Source organism: Terrabacter aeriphilus (assembly GCF_039542985.1).
GTDB classification, from domain to species: Bacteria; Actinomycetota; Actinomycetes; order Actinomycetales; family Dermatophilaceae; genus Terrabacter; species Terrabacter aeriphilus.
In genome coordinates, this window is the sequence record NZ_BAABIW010000004.1 from 29,900 (window position 1) to 46,929 (window position 17,030).

The 17,030-nt window shown below is 75.0% G+C and carries 16 protein-coding genes and 1 tRNA gene; 9 read left to right on the plus strand and 8 right to left on the minus strand.

The genetic code is table 11. From position 1 onward, the window contains the following. Positions 1-189 precede the first annotated feature (189 nt). The 5 genes from ABD979_RS01745 (at position 190) to ABD979_RS01765 (ending at position 4,501) form a co-directional block, all read left to right on the plus strand. Positions 190-1,620 (plus strand): FAD-binding oxidoreductase, encoded by a 1,431-nt coding sequence (locus tag ABD979_RS01745; RefSeq protein WP_345505707.1) that lies wholly within the window; start codon positions 190-192, stop codon positions 1,618-1,620. 133 nt (positions 1,621-1,753) lie between these two features. Then, entirely contained in the window at positions 1,754-2,992 is a 1,239-nt protein-coding gene (locus tag ABD979_RS01750) for a cysteine desulfurase-like protein (RefSeq protein WP_345505708.1), read from the plus strand. Further along, entirely contained in the window at positions 2,989-3,486 is a 498-nt protein-coding gene (locus ABD979_RS01755; RefSeq protein WP_345505709.1) for a DUF427 domain-containing protein, read from the plus strand. The genes ABD979_RS01750 and ABD979_RS01755 overlap by 4 nt, the downstream gene beginning before the upstream one ends. 2 nt (positions 3,487-3,488) lie before the next feature. Then, positions 3,489-3,983 carry a GNAT family N-acetyltransferase gene (locus tag ABD979_RS01760; RefSeq protein ID WP_345505771.1) on the plus strand — a complete coding sequence of 165 codons (495 nt, stop codon included), beginning with the start codon at positions 3,489-3,491 and terminating at the stop codon, positions 3,981-3,983. 203 nt (positions 3,984-4,186) lie between these two features. Continuing rightward, complete coding sequence (locus ABD979_RS01765) at positions 4,187-4,501, plus strand: hypothetical protein (RefSeq protein ID WP_345505710.1); 315 nt, start codon at positions 4,187-4,189, stop codon at positions 4,499-4,501. A 7-nt stretch (positions 4,502-4,508) separates the two neighbouring features. Here the strand turns inward: ABD979_RS01765 and ABD979_RS01770 are convergent, their stop codons facing one another. From ABD979_RS01770 to ABD979_RS01780, 3 genes are read right to left on the minus strand one after another with little or no spacing between them, the layout of a single operon-like run. Beyond that, positions 4,509-5,015 (minus strand): metallophosphoesterase family protein, encoded by a 507-nt coding sequence (locus tag ABD979_RS01770; RefSeq protein ID WP_345505711.1) that lies wholly within the window; start codon positions 5,013-5,015, stop codon positions 4,509-4,511. Further along, on the minus strand, positions 5,012-5,950 hold the full coding sequence (locus ABD979_RS01775) for an FAD binding domain-containing protein (RefSeq protein WP_345505712.1): 939 nt from the start codon (positions 5,948-5,950) through the stop codon (positions 5,012-5,014). Before ABD979_RS01775 ends, ABD979_RS01770 begins: the two co-directional genes overlap by 4 nt. Further along, the gene (locus tag ABD979_RS01780; RefSeq protein ID WP_345505713.1) at positions 5,947-8,553 is read right to left on the minus strand and encodes a molybdopterin-dependent oxidoreductase; all 2,607 of its coding nucleotides are present in this window, start codon (positions 8,551-8,553) and stop codon (positions 5,947-5,949) included. Before ABD979_RS01780 ends, ABD979_RS01775 begins: the two co-directional genes overlap by 4 nt. Before the next feature lie 134 nt (positions 8,554-8,687). On the opposite strand from ABD979_RS01780, the gene ABD979_RS01785 reads away from it, so the two are divergent. Beyond that, positions 8,688-9,395 (plus strand): M50 family metallopeptidase, encoded by a 708-nt coding sequence (locus ABD979_RS01785; protein WP_345505714.1) that lies wholly within the window; start codon positions 8,688-8,690, stop codon positions 9,393-9,395. 123 nt (positions 9,396-9,518) lie between these two features. Here the strand turns inward: ABD979_RS01785 and ABD979_RS01790 are convergent, their stop codons facing one another. The 4 genes from ABD979_RS01790 to ABD979_RS01805 form a co-directional block, all read right to left on the minus strand. After that, positions 9,519-10,169 (minus strand): LON peptidase substrate-binding domain-containing protein, encoded by a 651-nt coding sequence (locus ABD979_RS01790; protein WP_345505715.1) that lies wholly within the window; start codon positions 10,167-10,169, stop codon positions 9,519-9,521. Positions 10,170-10,215: 46 nt separating this feature from the next. Further along, a complete protein-coding gene (locus tag ABD979_RS01795) occupies positions 10,216-11,217 on the minus strand; it encodes a serine/threonine-protein kinase (protein ID WP_345505716.1) in 1,002 nt (333 codons plus the stop codon). A 284-nt stretch (positions 11,218-11,501) separates the two neighbouring features. Continuing rightward, positions 11,502-11,584: transfer RNA gene (locus ABD979_RS01800), tRNA-Leu, on the minus strand. A 110-nt stretch (positions 11,585-11,694) separates the two neighbouring features. Further along, on the minus strand, positions 11,695-13,386 hold the full coding sequence (locus ABD979_RS01805; protein WP_345505717.1) for a DHA2 family efflux MFS transporter permease subunit: 1,692 nt from the start codon (positions 13,384-13,386) through the stop codon (positions 11,695-11,697). A 66-nt stretch (positions 13,387-13,452) separates the two neighbouring features. Here ABD979_RS01805 and ABD979_RS01810 point away from each other — a divergent pair, with 66 nt between their 5' ends. Continuing rightward, positions 13,453-13,923, plus strand: coding sequence for a MarR family winged helix-turn-helix transcriptional regulator (locus ABD979_RS01810; RefSeq protein WP_345505718.1), 471 nt, complete (start codon positions 13,453-13,455; stop codon positions 13,921-13,923). An 84-nt stretch (positions 13,924-14,007) separates the two neighbouring features. Here ABD979_RS01810 and ABD979_RS01815 read toward each other — a convergent pair whose 3' ends face one another. Continuing rightward, on the minus strand, positions 14,008-15,402 hold the full coding sequence (locus tag ABD979_RS01815) for a MinD/ParA family ATP-binding protein (RefSeq protein ID WP_345505719.1): 1,395 nt from the start codon (positions 15,400-15,402) through the stop codon (positions 14,008-14,010). A gap of 238 nt (positions 15,403-15,640) precedes the next feature. Between ABD979_RS01815 and ABD979_RS01820 the strand changes: the two genes are divergently transcribed. Both ABD979_RS01820 and ABD979_RS01825 read left to right on the plus strand, forming a co-directional pair. After that, a complete protein-coding gene (locus ABD979_RS01820; RefSeq protein ID WP_345505720.1) occupies positions 15,641-16,429 on the plus strand; it encodes an FHA domain-containing protein in 789 nt (262 codons plus the stop codon). Between the two features lie 22 nt (positions 16,430-16,451). Next, positions 16,452-17,030: an FHA domain-containing protein FhaB/FipA gene (locus tag ABD979_RS01825; protein ID WP_345505721.1), complete on the plus strand. Its 579-nt coding sequence runs from the start codon at positions 16,452-16,454 to the stop codon at positions 17,028-17,030.

Sequence of the window (17,030 nt, forward strand, 5' to 3'; positions counted from 1 at the left end):
CGACTGATTCCGAAGGAGACGGACGTTTCAGGCAGTCGGAACGGTGACGTATCAGCGCGTGGCCTTCGGTCTCTGACAGGTCGTGCCCCGACCGGGGCCGTCGGCGCGCCACGAGCGCGGCCGGCCGCGCGACGACAGGTCGCGCCTCCCCGCGACGACGAGGTCGCGACCAGCACCCAGGAGAACAGCATGACCACCACCAGCCTCACCCCCACCGCCCGAGCGGCCACGACCCCCGCCGCGACCCTGACCGGGCTCTGCGACGGTGCGGTGCACCTGCCCGGCGACCCCGGCTACGACGCCGCCCGCGTGCCGTGGAACGTCGCGGTCGACCAGCGCCCCGCCGCCGTCGCCCTGCCCCGGACCGTCGCGCACGTGCAGGAGGTCGTGCGCGCCGCGGCTGCCGCCGGCCTGCGCGTCGCGCCGCAGAGCACCGGCCACAACGCCGGCCCGCTCGCCGCCCAGGGCCTCTCCGACGTCGTCGTCGTGCGCACCGAGCGCATGCGGGGCGTCACGATCGACCCGACCCGGCGCCTCGCCCGCGTCGAGGGCGGCGCCCTGTGGATGGACGCCACCGAGCCGGCCGCCGACCACCGGCTCGCGGCCCTGCACGGCAGCTCGCCCGACGTCGGCATCGCCGGCTACAGCCTCGGCGGTGGCATGGGCTGGTACGCCCGCCAGCTCGGCCTGGCCGCGAACAGCCTCACCGCCGTCGAGCTCGTCACCGCCGACGGCGAGCACGTGCGCGCCGACGCCACCGAGAACCGCGAGCTCTTCTGGGCGCTGCGCGGCGGCGGCGGCAACTTCGGCGTCGTCACGGCGCTCGAGTTCCGCCTCTTCCCGATCGAGACGGCGTATGCGGGCATGCTCGTCTGGGACCGCGACCACGCCGAGCGCGTGCTGCGGCGCTGGGCCGACTGGGCGCCCGGGGCCCCCGACGCGGTGACGACCTCGTTCCGCTTCCTCGACGTGCCCCCGCTGCCGACGGTGCCCGAGCCGATCCGCGGCCGCTCGCTCGTCGTCATCGACGGCGCGGTGCTCGGCTGCGACGCGGAGGCCCGCTCGATCCTCGGGCTGCTGCGCGGGCTGGGGCCCGAGATCGACACCTTCGGCCGGATGCCGGCGCGTGCCCTGCCGCGCCTCCACCTGGACCCGGAGGGCCCGACGCCCGCCGTCTCCGACAGCACGCTCGTGGGCGAGCTGGGCGACGCGGCCATCGACACGCTCCTCGAGCAGGTCGGGCCCGGGTCGACCTCCTCGCTCCTCGCCGCCGAGCTGCGCCAGCTCGGCGGGGCGCTCGGGCGCACCCCGGAGGAGCACGGCGCGCTCGCCCGCATCGACGCGGCCTACGCCGTGTTCGCCGTGGCGGTCGCGGCGACGCCGGAGCTCGCGGCCCAGGGGCAACTCGACGCCGAGCGGCTCACCGCGTCGCTGCGGCCGTGGTCGACCGGGAGGAGCTACCTCAACTTCGCGGAGAACGACGTCGACGTCAGCACCGGCTACGACGCGTCGGTCTGGCGCCAGCTCAAGGGGATCCGCTCGGCGCTCGACCCGGACGACCGGTTCCTCGCCAACCACCGGGTGCCCCGGCTCTTCGAGGACGGCGCCGTCACCCCCTGACCCGCCCACACCGTCGAGCCCGCGGCTCCCGACGCCACCGCGCCGGGAGCCGCGGCTCGCCACGGGGCGCGTGCCCGTGCTCACGTCCGGTGGCCCACGTCCGCGCACGGCCGGCATGCGCGAAGATGAGGACATGCACGCCCCTGGCTACGACGTCGACCGGATCCGCTGGCACTTCCCCGCCCTGCGCGAGGGCGCGGCGCACTTCGACGGCCCCGGCGGGTCGCAGGTGCCCGACACCGTCGCGACCGCCGTCGTCGAGACCCTGACCTCGGCCATCTCGAACCGCGGCAGCGTCACCCCGGCCGAGCGCCGGGCCGACCGAGTCGTCGTCGACGCCCGTGAGGCGATGGGCGACCTGCTCGCCGTCGATCCCGCCGGCATCGTCTTCGGGCGCAGCGCCACCGAGCTGACCTTCCACCTCGCCCGCACCCTCGCGGCCGGCTGGGGACCGGGCGACGAGGTCGTCGTCAGCCGGCTCGACCACGACGCGAACATCCGCCCGTGGGTGCTCGCGGCCGAGGCCGCCGGTGCGACGGTGCGGTGGGCCGACTTCGACCCGGCCACCGGTGAGCTCGAGCCCCACGCGGTCGAGGCCGTCGTCGGCGAGCGCACCCGCCTCGTGGCCGTCACCGCCGCGTCGAACCTCATCGGCACGCGGCCCGACGTGCCCGCCATCGCCGACGTCGTCCACGCCGCCGGCGCCCTGCTCTGGATCGACGGCGTCCACGCGAGCGCCCACGTCGCCACCGACGTGCCGGCGAGCGGCGCCGACTTCTGGGTGTGCTCGCCCTACAAGTTCCTCGGGCCGCACCACGGCGTGCTCGCCGCCGACCCGGCCCTGCTCGAGACGCTGCACCCGGCCAAGCTGCTGCCCTCGAGCGACGCCGTGCCCGAGCGCTTCGAGCTCGGCACGCTGCCCTACGAGCTGCTCGCCGGCACGACCGCGGCCGTCGACTTCCTCGCCGACCTCGTGCCGGGAGACCCCACGTCCGACGGGACGGAACGCCCGCGCCGCGAGCGCCTGCTCACCTCGTTCGCGGCCCTCGAGGAGCACGAGGACTCGCTGCTGGCCGCGCTGGAGGAGCGCCTGCGCGCGATCCCGGGGCTGACGGCATACTCCAACGCCAAGCGGCGCACGCCCACGCTGCTCGTCACCGTCGAGGGGCACGAGCCACAGGCGCTGCGCGAGGGGCTCGCCGCCCGCGGCGTCAACGCGCCCGCCGGCCACTTCTACGCGTGGGAGTGCAGCCACCACCTCGGCCTCGGTGCGACGGGCGGACTGCGGATGGGGCTCGCGCCCTACACGAACGCCGAGGACGTCGACCGGCTCGCGACCGGCCTCGAGACCATCTGCGGCGGCGGCGCGTGAGCCGGCCGGTGCCGCTCCCGCCCGGTCCGGGGCAGGAGTCGGTGTGGGACTACCCCCGCCCGCCGGCCGTCGACCCGAGCGGCGAGCTCGTCGAGGTGCACCTCGGCGGCGAGGTCGTCGCGCGCACGCGGGCGAGCCTGCGTGTGCTCGAGACGAGCCACCCGCCCACCTACTACCTGCCCCTCGACGCCTTCGTCGACGGCTCGCTCGTGCCCACCGCGGGCAGCAGCGTCTGCGAGTGGAAGGGCGAGGCGGCCTACTTCGACGTCGTCGGGGGCGGGCGCCGCGCCGCCCGGGCCGCCTGGACCTACCCCGAGCCCGTGCCGACGTATGCCGTGCTGTCGGGTCACGTCGCCGTCATGCCCGGGCTCGTCGACGGCTGCTTCGTCGACGGCGAGCGGGTGCGCCCGCAGGACGGCGGCTTCTACGGCGGCTGGATCACCGACCGCGTCGTCGGGCCGTTCAAGGGTCGCCCCGGCTCCTGGGGCTGGTGAGCGTGGCCCCGGGCGCGACGGGGCCGGGCGAGACCCGCGTCCGGGTCGCGGCCGTGCACGACGCGCCCGACGTCGGGCACCTGCTGCGCGACTTCAACGAGGAGTTCGACGCGCCGGGACCGACGGCCGCCGAGCTCACGACCCGGTTCGCCTCGCTGCTGGCCCTGCCCGACGTGCTCGTCGTGCTGGCGGAGGCGGCCGGGCACCCCGACGGGGTCGGGTTCGCCCTGCTCACCCTGCGACCGACGCCCTACTACGACGGCCCGCTCGCTCAGCTCGAGGAGCTCTACGTGCGACCCGCTCTGCGCGACCAGGGGATCGGGACGCTCGTCCTCCGCGAGGCGCTGCGTCTCGTCGCGGAGCGCGGTGCGGGCGAGGTGCTCATCAACGTCGACGAGGTCGACGTCGACACGCGGCGGTTCTACGAGCGGCACGGCTTCACCGACGTCGAGCCCGGCACCGACTCCCGGATGCTCTGCTACCTGCGCGTGCTCTGACCCGCGTCGCGGCCGCGACCCGTCCGCCGGGCCCGGTGGCGGCGCCGCGCGTTGGCCCTTCGACGGCGAGCACCCGCAAGAGGTGGCCACTCGACGGTCAGCACCCGCAAGAGGTGGCCACTCGACGGTCCCGGGCCGGGGCGGGGTCGGCCCGTGCCGACGGGGTACGACTCCTGCGAACGTGGACCGACGGAAGGAGCCACATGGCCACGCACGAGCCGCCCAAGGGCGTGCAGGAGGCGGCGCGGCGCGCCCAGAAGTGGATCGAGGACGGCAAGGCCGGCGCGAACTTCACCGACACCGGTCGTCGTCGGGCCGCCCAGCTCGCCGGGGGCGAGGCCGTCAGCGACGACGTCGTGAAGCGGATGCGCAACTACTTCTCCCGGCACGCCAAGGACGCCGATGCCACCGGCTTCCACCGCGGCGAGGAGGGCTACCCGAGCGCCGGTCGGGTGGCGTGGGACGCGTGGGGCGGCGACGCCGGCCGGCGCTGGGTCGAGCACCTCGCCGACGACTGACGCCGCCTCACCGCGCGAGCGGCTCGATCCGCGCGTCGACGATCGCGCCGTCGCGAAGGTCGAGGACGGCATACGTGCCGGTGGGCTGGCGCCGCTTGTCGGTGGGCGAGCCCGGGTTGAGCAGGCGCACGCCGGTGCGCGGGTCGTCCGGCACCTCCTCGAGCGGGATGTGCGAGTGGCCGAAGACGACGAGGTCGGCCTCGGGGAAGCGGCGGCGCATGCGGGCGCTGCGCCCCTGCTTCTGGCCGCTGTCGTGGATCATCGCCACCTTCACGCCCGCGAGGTCGAGCTCGAGGGTGTCGGGCGCGCCCCACGCGGCGACGTCGGGGCCGTCGTTGTTGCCGCGGACGACGTGCAGCGGCGCGAAGCCGGCGAGCAGGTCGAGCACGTCGGGCGTGCACACGTCGCCGGCGTGCAGCACGAGCTCGGCGCGCTCGAGCTCGGGCAGCAGGGCCGGCGGGCACGCCTTCCAGTGCCGCGGCGCGTGCGTGTCCGAGACGACGAGCACCCTCATGCGCGCACGCGCTCGAGCACCTCGCGCACCGTCGCCTCGACGAGCTGCACCTTGTAGCCGGTCTCGGGCAGCGGGTTCGCGCCCTCGGTGGCCCGCCGCGCGGCCGCGGCGATCGTGTCGTCGTCGAGGGTCGAGCCGGTCAGCAGGTCCTCGACGGCACCGAGCCGCAGGGGGACCGGCGCGACCCCGCCGATCGCGAGGCCGCACTCGGTGACCGCCCCGGCGTCGTCGCGCACGACCCGCACGACGGCCTCGACGAGCGGCCACTCGGCCTCGAAGCGGCTGATCGAGCGGAAGTACGCCGCCTGCTCGCCCGCGACCGGCGCCGGCAGCACGACCCGGGTCAGCACCTCGTCGTCGGCGAGCAGGTGGTCGCGCGTCGGGTCCGACCCGTCGCCGAGGAGATCGGCCACCGACAGACCGTCACGCTGCGTCGTGTCGACGATGGCGGCATACGTGAGCAGCGCCATGGCGAGCGACGACGGGTGCGGGTGCACGCACGGCGCGGTGTCGAAGGCGACACCGTAGAGGTGGCGGCCGTCGCGCGCGGGGCACGTGGTGCCGCCGGACTTGAGGCAGCTCGTGTGCGGGTGGCGGAAGTACCAGCACCGGGTGCGCTGCAGCAGGTTGCCCCCGATGGTCGCGGTGGCGCGCACCTGCGGGGTCGCGAGCCCGGCGGCCGTCAGCGCGAGCGCCGGGAGGTCGGCGAGCTCGAGGGCCACCCGCGCGACGGTGACGCCGGCGCCGAGGGTGGTGGCGGCATCCGTCCGCTCGATCGCGGTGAAGCCGGGCACCCCGGTGAGGTCGAGCACGTGCGGGGTCGCGCCCGTCGTGCGCAGCCGTTCCTGCAGGTCGGTGCCGCCCGCGCGGTAGACGGCACCCGGGCCCACGCCCTCGGGCCGCTCGTCGTATGCCGTCAGCAGCGTCACGCTCACCGGGTCACCTCGCTGCGTGCGTGGGTGCGCAGGCCCTCGAGCAGGCGGTCGGGCCGCACGGGGAGGGTGAGCGGGCGCCAGCCGGTCGCGTTGAAGATGGCGTTGCCGATCGAGGCGGCCGGGCTGACCGTGGCGACCTCACCGAGCCCGACGCCGCCGCCGGGCACGCGCTCCCAGCCCTCCTCGTGGAAGTGGATGTCGATCTCGGGGGTGTCGCCGAGCTGTGGGATGCGGTAGTCCTCGAGGTTGGCGGTGAGGGTGAGGCCGGTGTGCGGGTCGAGCACCTGGTTCTCGAAGAGGGCGAGGCCGATGCCCTGGATGATCGAGCCCTCGCACTGGCTGCGCGCGAGCACGGGAGCGTGGATGCGGCCGACGGCGATGCCGCCGTGCACGCGCAGCACCCGCGTCGCGCCGGTGCGGGTGTCGACCTCGACCTCGCTGACGTGGACGGCGGCGGAGAAGCCGCGCCCGACCTGGATGCCGTTCATCGTGACGGGCACGGCCCGCATCCCGCGGTCGCCGCCCCGGCGTGCCGAGGCCGACGCGCCGTCGGGCACGCGGCCGAGGTCGGCGCCGACCCGGTCGCGCAGGGCGGTGGCGGCGTCGACGGCGGCCGACCAGAGCGAGACGGTGGTGCGGCTGCCCCCGGAGGCGGGGCCGTGCGTCGTGCCGCCGTGCGCGCGGCCGAGCTGCACGTCGACGGTGCCGGGGTCGACGCCGAAGACGCCGGCGACAGCCCGGGCGAGCACGGTGCGGCTGCCGGTGCCCATGTCCTGGCTCGCCGTGGCGGCGGTGAGCCGACCCCCGCGCACCGAGACGACGACCTCGCAGTCGGGGTCGACGAGGTAGATCCAGTTGCCCGCGGCCACGCCCACCCCACGGCGGTAGCGACCCGTCCCGCTCCCCGTGGCCGGCCGGTCCTGCCACGTCGACAGGCCCTGCGCCCACCGGTAGAGGGCCTGGCGCTTGGGGTTGCCGTCCCACTGCGCGCGCAGCTCGATGGGGTCGCGACCGAAGCGGTGCGCGGCCTCGTCGACGCTCTGCTCGAGGGCCCAGGCGTTCGTCGGGCCGCCGGGGCCGCGGAACGGCGAGCCGGGTGGCGCGTTCGTCACGACGTCGACGTCGCGGGCCAGGCGCGGGGTGCGGTCGTAGACGAGCATCGACAGGGCCGCGACGCTGTTGCCGACGGCGACGCCCGCGTGACTGTCGGTGTCGACGACGAGGGCGCGGATCGCCTGGGTCGCGTCGTCGACGAGGAGGGAGACGTGGGTGCGGCTGCCCGGCCGGTTGCCGGTGGCGGTCAGCTCCTCGTGCCGGTCGAGCACGAGCCGCACCGGGCGGCGGGTGAGGCGGCTGAGCGAGACCGCCCCGACGGCCTCCATCGTCAGGCCCAGCTTGGCCCCGAAACCGCCGCCGACGTGCTCGGCGGTCACCTCCACCTGGGTCGGGTCGAGGTCGAAGTGGTCGGCGATCTCCTGGCGCATCGCCTCGACGCCCTGCGTGCTGAGCCAGACCCGCAGGTGCTGCGGGTCGCTCCAGTCGGCCACGCACGCGTGCGGCTCGAAGGCCGTGTGCACCTGCGGCGCCGTGCGGAACTCGAGCTCGACGAGCCCACGCCGGCCGGCGGTTCGGGCCGTGGCCACGCGACGCTTGGCGAGCGTGCCGAGGAAGGGCGCCCGCGACGGGCCGTGCCGGTTGCCGTCCCACGGCGCCGGCATGGCCCCGCCCTCGCTCGCGCTCGGAGCCTCCTTGCGGTCGGCGCGGGCGGCATAGACGAGCGGGGCGCCCGGGCGCAGCGCCTCGTCGGGGTCGACGACGAACGGCTGCGGGGTGAGGGGGACGTCGAGCTCGCGGGCCAGGCGGCGGGCCTCGGCCGCGGTCTCGGCCGCGACGACGGCGATCGGCTGGCCCGCCCAGCGCACCCGGCGGTCGTCGCCGAGCACGTCGACGCCGACGACACCGGGCGGGAAGGTGACCGTCCCGACGACCGCGGCCGCCACGTCGGAGCGGCGGATGGCCGCGTGGAGCATGCCGGGAAGCGTCACGTCGGTCGTGTAGACGGCCGCGCCCGTGACCTTCGCGGGGGCGTCGACGCGCTCGACCCGCTGGTCCGGCGCCCCGGCGTCGTGCTCGCCACGGCAGGCGGCGGCGACGGCCCGGAAGATGCCCTCGTAGGACCCGCACCGGCAGAGGTGGCCGGCGAGCGCCCGGGCGATCGTGTCGCGGTCGGGCTCGGTCGTGCCGCGCTCCGCACGCCACCGGTCGTGGAAGGCGACGGCGTCGACGACGAAGCCGGGCGTGCAGTAGCCGCACTGGAGGCCGTCGTGGTGGGCGAAGGCGCGCTGCACGGGGTGCAGGTCCTCGCCGTCGGCCACGCCCTCGACTGTGGTGACGCTGGCCTCGCGCATCCGGGTGGCGGGCGTCAGGCAGCCGAGCACCGGCTCGCCGTCGACGAGCACGGTGCAGGCGCCGCACACGCCGCTGCCGCAGACGAGCTTCGTGCCCGGCAGGCCGAGCTCGCCGCGCACGACGTCGACGAGCGACTCCGTGCCTTCCACGTGCACGAGCCGCGGCTCGTCGTTGACCGAGGTGCGAAGCTCCACGAGGACTCCTGCCGACTGCGCCGGGACGACACTGCTGCCGACGCTACCTCGCGGGCTCCCGATGCGCGACGGCCTCGTCCACGGTTTGCCGGCCGTGGGCGGGGCGCACGGGTCCGTCGACTAGGTTCGCGCCCGTGGACGTGTTTCGGGCGATCGGTGACCGGGTGGTGCCGGCGACGGGTGAGGTCGCCCTCGGGGCGCCGCGGCTGGTCGTCGTGCTGGCGGTCGCGCTCGCGCTCGTCGTCGCGCCGCCCGTGTGGGGCGTCGTCCGGCTCGTCGTCACGCTCGTGCACGAGCTGGGGCACGCCGTCGTCGGGGTGCTCGTCGGGCGCTCGTTCACCGGGTTCGTGCTCCGGGGCGACATGTCCGGTCACGCGGTGACCCGCGGACCGGTCCGCGGCGCCGGGCGGGTCGCCTCGACGTGGGCGGGCTACCCGGCGCCGGCGATCGTGGGCGCCCTGCTCGTCTGGGCGGCGGGGCGCGGCTGGGCGGCACCAGTGCTGACGGGGTGCCTCGCGGTGCTGCTCTTCGCGCTCGTGCGGGTGCGGTCGTTGCTGACCGCCGTCGTCATGGTCGTCGCGCTCCCCGGGTCGGCCGCGCTCTGGTGGTGGCGTGACGAGACGCTGCAGTCCCAGGTGCTCGTCGGCCTCGGGCTCGTCCTCGTCGTCGGGGCCTGGCGCCACCTCGGGGCGGTGCTCGAGGACCGCAGCGCGGGCAGCGACCCCGGCGTGCTCGCCGCGCTGACGCGCGTGCCGCGCCTCGTCTGGAACGCGACCTTCGTGCTCGTCGCGGCGGCCGCCACCTGGCTCGTCGGTGCCGAGGTCCTCAAGACCCTCCGCTGACTCCGCGGGGCTGCCTCGCCTGGGCGCCGTGCCTGCCCGAACGGTGGCCTCTCGACGGTGGCGCACCCACACAAAGTGGCCTCTCGACGGTGGCGCACCCACGAAGAGTGGCCCCTCGACGGTTCAGTTGAGGCTGAAGGGGGGCGTCGGCGGGGCGGCGACGGCGCCCAGCGCGGCCGCGAACTCCCGCTCGCGCCGCACGAGGCGCATGCCGAGGCGCAGGCGCGACTCCGTGTCGGCGCTCTCGAGCAGGGCCTGGCGGTCGACGACGTCGAGGCTCACGGTGTCGGGCACGGCATACGCGAGCGCCCGGTCGTCGTCGGGGAGCTCGGCGTCGGCGCCGACCGCAGCCGCGAACGCCGCGAGCTCGGTGCGCAGCTGCGCCGCGAGCGCCACGACGGAGGCCGCGTCGCCGTCGGGCTCGGTGAGCCAGGTGATGCGGGCGGTGACGTACGGCGTGCCCGCGGACTCGTCGATGCCGTCGACACGGAAGCGGTCGGTGCCCTCGGAGACGACGAGGAAGCGCGCGCCCTCGAGCGCCGCGGCCTGGGTCAGCAGCGCCCCGCAGCCGACCGGGTGGAGCGCCCGCACCCCGTCCTCACCGACCTCGAAGCCCTCGCGGATCGCGACGACGCCGAAGACCGGCGAGCGCTCGTCCTGGTCGTCGAGCAGGTCGCGCAGCAGCTGCACGTAGCGCGGCTCGAAGATCTGCAGCGGCAGCCGCGACCCCGGCATGAGCACGGTGCCCAACGGGAAGAGCGGCAGGGTCGCCATGCCTCCACCCTAAGCCGATCTGCGCCGTCGCGTCGGGGCGCGGCGCTCAGTCGGCGAGCGTGGCCGGCATGCGCTGCGTGGAGGTCAGGGCGTCCCGGTCGCCCCGCTCGACCGGGCTGCCCGGTCTCGTGTCGTCACGCACGGTGCCGGTGAGACCGTCGACCTCGTCGAGCATCTCCGCCGGCGAGCCGTTGATGGCGGTCGCGAGGCCGAGGGCGAGGCCGCGCAGCTCCTGGTCGCCGAGGCCGAGGCGCACCGCGACGGCCGCGGCGTTCGCCGGCCGCTTCTCGGGGTCCTTCTCGAGGCACTCGGTGATGAGGTCGCGCAGGTCGTCCGGCACGTCGTCGGGCAGCGGCGGCGTCGGCTCGTTGACGTGGCTGAGCGCGGTCGCGATCGGGGTGCCGCGGTCGAACGGCCGCTGCCCCGAGAGCATCTCGTGCGCCACGACCCCGAGTGCGTAGAGGTCGCTCGCGCCCGTGGCGGCGTGCCCGAGCGCCTGCTCGGGGCTGATGTAGTTGGGCGTGCCCAGCATCTCGCCGTGCTGCGTGTGGCCGGACGCGTCGAGCGCCCGGGCGATGCCGAAGTCGGTGAGCTTCACGAGCCCGTCGTCGCGCACCATGATGTTGGCCGGCTTGACGTCCCGGTGCACGACCCGGGCCTCGTGCGCGACGCCGAGCGCCAGCGCGGCCTGGCCCATGATCGAGCGGACCTCGGCCGGGGGCAGGGCACCGCGCCGGCTGAGCAGCGCCGAGAGCGGCTCGCCGTTGACGAGCTCCATGACGAGGAACGCGAGTCCCTCGTCCTCGCCGTAGTCGAAGACCGTGGCGATGTTCGTGTGCAGCAGCGCGGCCGAGTGCACGGCCTCGTCGCGGAAGCGGAGCGCGAAGAGCCGCTCGTGGTCGGCGTCGGGGCGCATCACCTTGACGGCCACCTCGCGCTGCAGCACCCCGTCGGTGCCGGCCCAGACGTCGGCCATGCCGCCGGAGGCGATGCGGCGCTCGAGGTGGTAGCGCCCGCCGAGGACGAAGCCTTCCTGCAAGCGGTTCATCTCAGGAGCACCTCAGCCTCTCGGTCGAAGGTGCAGCGTCACGTGACATCTCGGGGCCTTCGTCAGCGGTCATGGTACGGGACCCGGTCGACGCACGGTCTGCCCCGGGTTCGGGGTCTGCTGCGACGCCCCCCGGCCATCGGCGCGCTCTACGTACCCCCCGCGGGCCCCTGCCGAACGCCGACCGGCCCACCGCCACGACGACGCCCGGAACCACGCACGAGAGGGCCCCACCACACGCGGAAGGGCCCCGGTTCTGTGAACCGGGGCCCTTCGTCATCGCGTGCGCGAGGGGGGATTTGAACCCCCACGCCCTTTCGGACACTGGCACCTGAAGCCAGCGCGTCTGCCGTTCCGCCACTCGCGCGTGACAAGGAGACAGTGTGCTGCATGCCGCCCGGGATCACCAAACCGGGCACGCCGCCGCCCCCGTCCGGTCCGTCCGGTCCGCCCGCTCCCGTATGCCGTCAGCCCGGCTCAGGTGACCGCCGGGGCGTCCGCGTCGGGCCGGTCGGCATACCCGGGCCGGTGCCGGCCGGCGCCCGCGCCGCCCGGACCACCCGCACCAGCGGGACCGCCCGAGCCACCGAGCGAGAAGGTGGCGAGCAGGCCGAGCACGAGGAACCCGGCGGCGGTGAAGGCGGCATACCGCGTGGCGTCGGAGAAGGCCTGCTCGGCGACGGCGGCCGCGGGGGCGGTCCGCGGGTCGCGCGAGAGCGCCGGGATGGCGCCGCCCGCGCTCTCGACGACGGCGTCGACGACGGCGGTGCGACCGCTCTCGGGCACCCCGAGCCCGGCGAGGCCGGAGTCGAGGCGGGCGCCGGCCGAGGTGAAGAGCACGGTGCCGAGGACGGCGATGCCGAGGGCCGAGCCGATCTGGCGCGCCGTCGACTGCAGGCCCGAGCCCTCGCCGCTGCGCTCGACCGGCACGTCGACGAGCACGACGCCCGTCAGCTGCGCCGTGGCGAGCCCGACGCCGAAGCCGTAGACGAAGAGGCAGGGCACCACGGCGCCCCAGGACGTCGACGGGCCGATGACGAAGCCGAGCGCTGCGACGCCGACGATCTCGGCGACGATGCCGATCCGCACGATCTGGGGAGGCGCGAGCCGCGAGCTCAGCACCGCCACGAGCCCGCTCGCCGCGAAGGAGCCGACCGCGAGCCCGAGCAGCACGAGGCCGGTCTGGAACGCCGTGTAGCCGATGACGTTCTGCAGCCACAGCGGCAGCGAGAGCACGATGCCGAACTCGCCGAGGCTGACGATCATGGCGGCGACGTTGCCGTTGCGGAACGAGCGGATGCCGAAGAGGTCGAAGCGGAAGAGCGTGGGCCGGCCCGCGGCCGTGCGCCGCAGCGTGCGCACGACGAAGGTGGCGCCGGCCACGAGGGTCACCGCGAAGGCGACCGCCACCGGCGAGGGGCCGCTCGCCCACGTCCAGGGCCCGAGCTCGAAGGGCTTCGTGACGGCCCACCACCCGTAGGTGCGCCCCTCGATGAGCCCGAACGCGAGGGCGGCGAAGGTGACGGCGGAGAGCACGGCCCCGACGAGGTCGATCCGCTCGCGCCGCGACGAGCGCGACTCGTCGACGAAGAGCGCCACGCCCGCGACGATGAGCAGTCCGATCGGCAGGTTGATGCCGAACGCCCAGCGCCACGAGAACGAGGTCGTGAGCCAGCCACCGAGGAGCGGGCCGACGGCCACCATGCCGCCGATCGTCGAGCCCCAGACGGCGAAGGCGATGCCGCGCTCGCGGCCCTGGAAGCCGGCGTTGATGAGCGAGAGCGTCGTCGGCAGGATCATCGCGCCGCCGAAGCCCTGCACGATGCGCGCGCCGATGAGGGCGGTGCCCGACCCGACGAGGGCCGCGAGCACCGACGCGAGCACGAAGACGACGACGCCGATGAGCAGCATCCGGCGGCGGCCGATGCGGTCGGCCACGGTGCCCCAGATGAGCAGGGTCGCCGCGAAGACGAGCGTGTAGGACTCCTGCACCCACTGCACCTGCGACGACGTGAGGTCGAGGTCGCTGACGACGTAGGGCACCGCGACGTTGACGATCGTCGAGTCGACGATGATGAGGGCCACCGCCACGCTGATCGCGACGAGCCCGAACCACCGGCGCCGGTCGCCGCCCCGCGGCACGGCTGCCGCTCCCGTGTCCGCCGCCATGACGCCTCCTCGGTCTCGACCAGGTCTTTAGATCCCCTGAACATATGGAAGCAGTAGGATCCAGCCATGGCAATCCCGCCTCCGGAGAGCACGTCCCGCCGCAGCCACGAGCCCGAGACGTGGGCCCTGCGGGTGCTCGGCGCGGCCGAGGCCGAGGCGTCGGGCGCCCTGGCGCGGCGGATGCGGATGCACCCGACCGAGCTGTCGGCGATGAGCCACGTGGCCGCCTCCGACGGTCACCTCGGCCCACGCGAGCTGAGCACCCGCCTCGGCATCACCCCGGCCGCCATGACCGACGTCGTCGACCGGCTCGAGGCCGCCGGCCACCTGCTGCGCGAGCGCGACACGAGCGACCGGCGCCGGGTGCGGCTCGTGCCCACCGAGTCGGCCTCGACCCAGGTGCGGGGTCAGCTGCGCGGGCTGCTCGACCGGCTCGACGCGATCACGGCCGACTTCACGCCCGCCGAGCGCGACGCGATCCACCGCTACCTGCAGGCGGCCGCGGAGGCCTACCACCGGTTCGCCGAGGACGACTGAGCCGCGCCGCACAGGACGGGGACGGCACACGCCTTGGGCGACGGGTGGGGCGACGGGTGGGGCGTCGGGAGGCAGCCCCCGGGCTCAGAGCCCGTCGACGACGACCGCGGTCATCTCCATGCACGCCTCGTGCGTGCGGCGGGCGATCTTGAGCGGGTCGAGGTGCAGGCCCGGCGAGAGCATCGGGTCGTAGGGGATGTCGACGACGGCGCGCACCCACTGCTCGAAGTGCTCGCGCGTGTGCACGCCCGCGCCGACGTCGCTGCCCTTGGCCGACGTGTGCGAGATGACGCAGACGGCGTTGCGCACGAGGTCGCCGCGGCCCATCGCGACGAGCGCGTCGAGGTTCTTGGCGGCCACGACCGACGTGTCGTCCTTGAGCGAGGTCGCGAAGACGAGCATGTCGGCGTGCGACGCGGCCGCGAGCCAGTTCGGCGAGAGCCGGTTGTTGCCCGTGTCGACGACGATCATCCGGTAGAAGCGCGAGAGCTGCGTGTGCAGGTCCTCGAACTCCTGCTCGCCGATGATCCGCATCGCCTCGTCGTCGTCGGCGGAGGCGAGCACGTCGAAGGAGAGGCCGCGCTGCTCGCGCACCCAGTGCTCGAGCTCCGACGTGCCGGCGTTGGGGTCGTTCGCGATCTGCGGGAGCGCGCCGAGCAGGTCGACGACGGTGCGGTGGTGGCTCTGCGAGGGCGCCCGCATGCCGAGCGTGCCCTCGGTCTCGTTGTTGTCCCACGCGAGCACCGAGCCCGAGCGGTAGCGCCCGAGGTAGCTGGCGAGCATGAGCGTGACGAGCGTCTTGCCGCCGCCGCCCTTGGTGTTGATGACCATGATCGTCTTGCGGCCGGTGATCGGCCGGGCGATGCGGTCGAGCCGGTCGCGCTCGGCGAGCTCGCGGCGGCTGGGGCCCAGGCCGAAGGCCTTGCGCAGCCCCGAGTCGGCCTTGAGCTTCTGGCGCGCGCCCTTCGAGCGCGCCGACATCAGCTCGTCGGCGCTCGGTCCGTCGCCGCCCGCACCCGCACCGCGGCCGTATGCCGTACCGCTCGCGTCGTCGTGCGCGCCGGCAGCGTGGGTGGTGCCGGCCACGTCGGCGGCGACGTGGGGCGCCGGCTCGGGGTCGGTGGCGACGTCGGTGGTGGGCGCACCCGCGGGCGACCAGCCGGCATACGTCGGCTCGGTCGAGGTCGACCAGTGCGACGGGGTGGAGTCGATGAGCGGGGCGGCGGGCTCGGCGTCAGGCTCGGCGTCAGGATCGGCGTCGGGCGCGGTCTCGCCGTGCTCCGGCGTCGCCGGGCCCGCGGTCAGCGACGGGTCGTGCCACGTCGAGCTCCACGGGTCGGTCGGCTCGTCGGCGGGGGGCCTCGAGGTCGACGCGCCGGGGATCGGCAGGACGAAACCACCGGGCACGCCGTGGTTGGCGGTGTAGCCGGGCAGCCCCTGCCCGCCTGCGCCGTTGCTCCTGGTGTCGTCGTTGCTCATCGAGCGCTCCTTGCCGGTAATGCACGTGCGAGGAGCCCTCGCGGCTCCCCGGAGGATCGTCCCATGACGACCGGGAACGGCAAATCGGGTGGACCACCGGGACGCCGGGAGGGCGTCGGGAAGGCGGAAGGAGGGCACCGGGAGCGGTCGCCCGGCCCGCGCGGCTGGAGGTCGGTCGGCGTGACCCGGCTACGATGAAGCGCCCGACAGGAGCGCTCACCGAGGAGGAGGAGACGGCGTGGGAATCATCAACCGTGTCGAGCACGGTCTCGCCAAGGCTGTCCACCAGGCCTTCGCCAAGGCGTTCAAGTCCGAGGTGCAGCCGGTCGAGATCGCCTCGGCCATCCGCCGGGCCATGGACGACCGCGCCGCGCTGCTCGGCCACGGGCGGGCCATGGTGCCCAACCTCTACACGATCGAGCTGAGCCAGACCGACTACGAGCGCCTCGAGGACTACGAGGACGACCTCTCCGACGACCTCGTCGCCGCCGCCCAGGAGCACGCCGACTCGCAGGGCTACCAGCCCGGCGCGGCCTTCGAGGTGCAGCTCGTCGAGGGCGAGGGCCTCGAGACCGGCGTCTTCCGGGTGCGCCCGGCCACGGCGAAGCGCGCCGGCACCGACGCCGAGCAGGGGCGCCCCGCTCCCGCCCCGCAGCACCGGGCCCAGACCCCGGCCGGCACCGTCGTCGACGAGCAGCCGGTGACCCGCCCCGCGCCCCGCTCCAACCCGTCGGCGCGCCCGTGGCTCGACATCAACGGCGACCGCTACCCGCTGCTCGGCAGCCTCACGACGCTTGGGCGCGACGAGAGCGCCGACATCGTCATCGACGATGCCGGCGTCTCGCGCCGGCACAGCGAGATCCGGGTGACGACCGACGGCCCGCACCTCGTCACCTCGATCCGCGACCTCAACTCGACGAACGGCACCTTCGTCAACAGCGAGCGGGTGTCGAGCCAGCGCCTTCAGGACGGCGACCGCCTGACGATCGGCCGCACGACCGCGACCTTCCGCGCCGGTCGCCGGTGAGCCCGATGACGTGTGGTGACGCATGAGTGAACTCACCCTGACCCTGCTCCGGCTGGGTCTGCTCGCGCTGCTGTGGATCTTCATCTTCAGCGTCGTGGGGGTGCTGCGCACCGACATCTACGGCACGGCCGTGAGCCGCCGCAGCCAGCGCAAGGCCCTCAAGAAGGCGCAGGCCACCGAGGCCAAGCGCCCGGCGCGCGGTGCGCCCGCCCCGGCGGCCGCCGGCGCGGCCGGCGCCGGTGTCGCGGCCGCCCCCGCCCCGGAGGCCGGCTCGGGCCGCCGCCGCGGCCGGAGCAAGGGCACCCCGACGACCCTCGTCGTCACCGAGGGCCCGCTCACCGGCACGTCGCTGCCGCTGCGCAGCGGCGGCGTGCTCATCGGCCGCAACCCGGAGTGCGCCCTCGTGCTCGACGACGACTACGCCTCGGGCCGCCACTGCCGCATCTACCGCGACCCCTCCGACCGCGAGGGCTGGGTCGTCGAGGACCTCGGCTCGACGAACGGCACCTTCATCGGCCGTGACCGGCTCACCGGCTCGCGGCCCGTCGAGATCGGGACCACCCTGCGCATCGGCAAGACCGTGCTCGAACTGCGAGGCTGA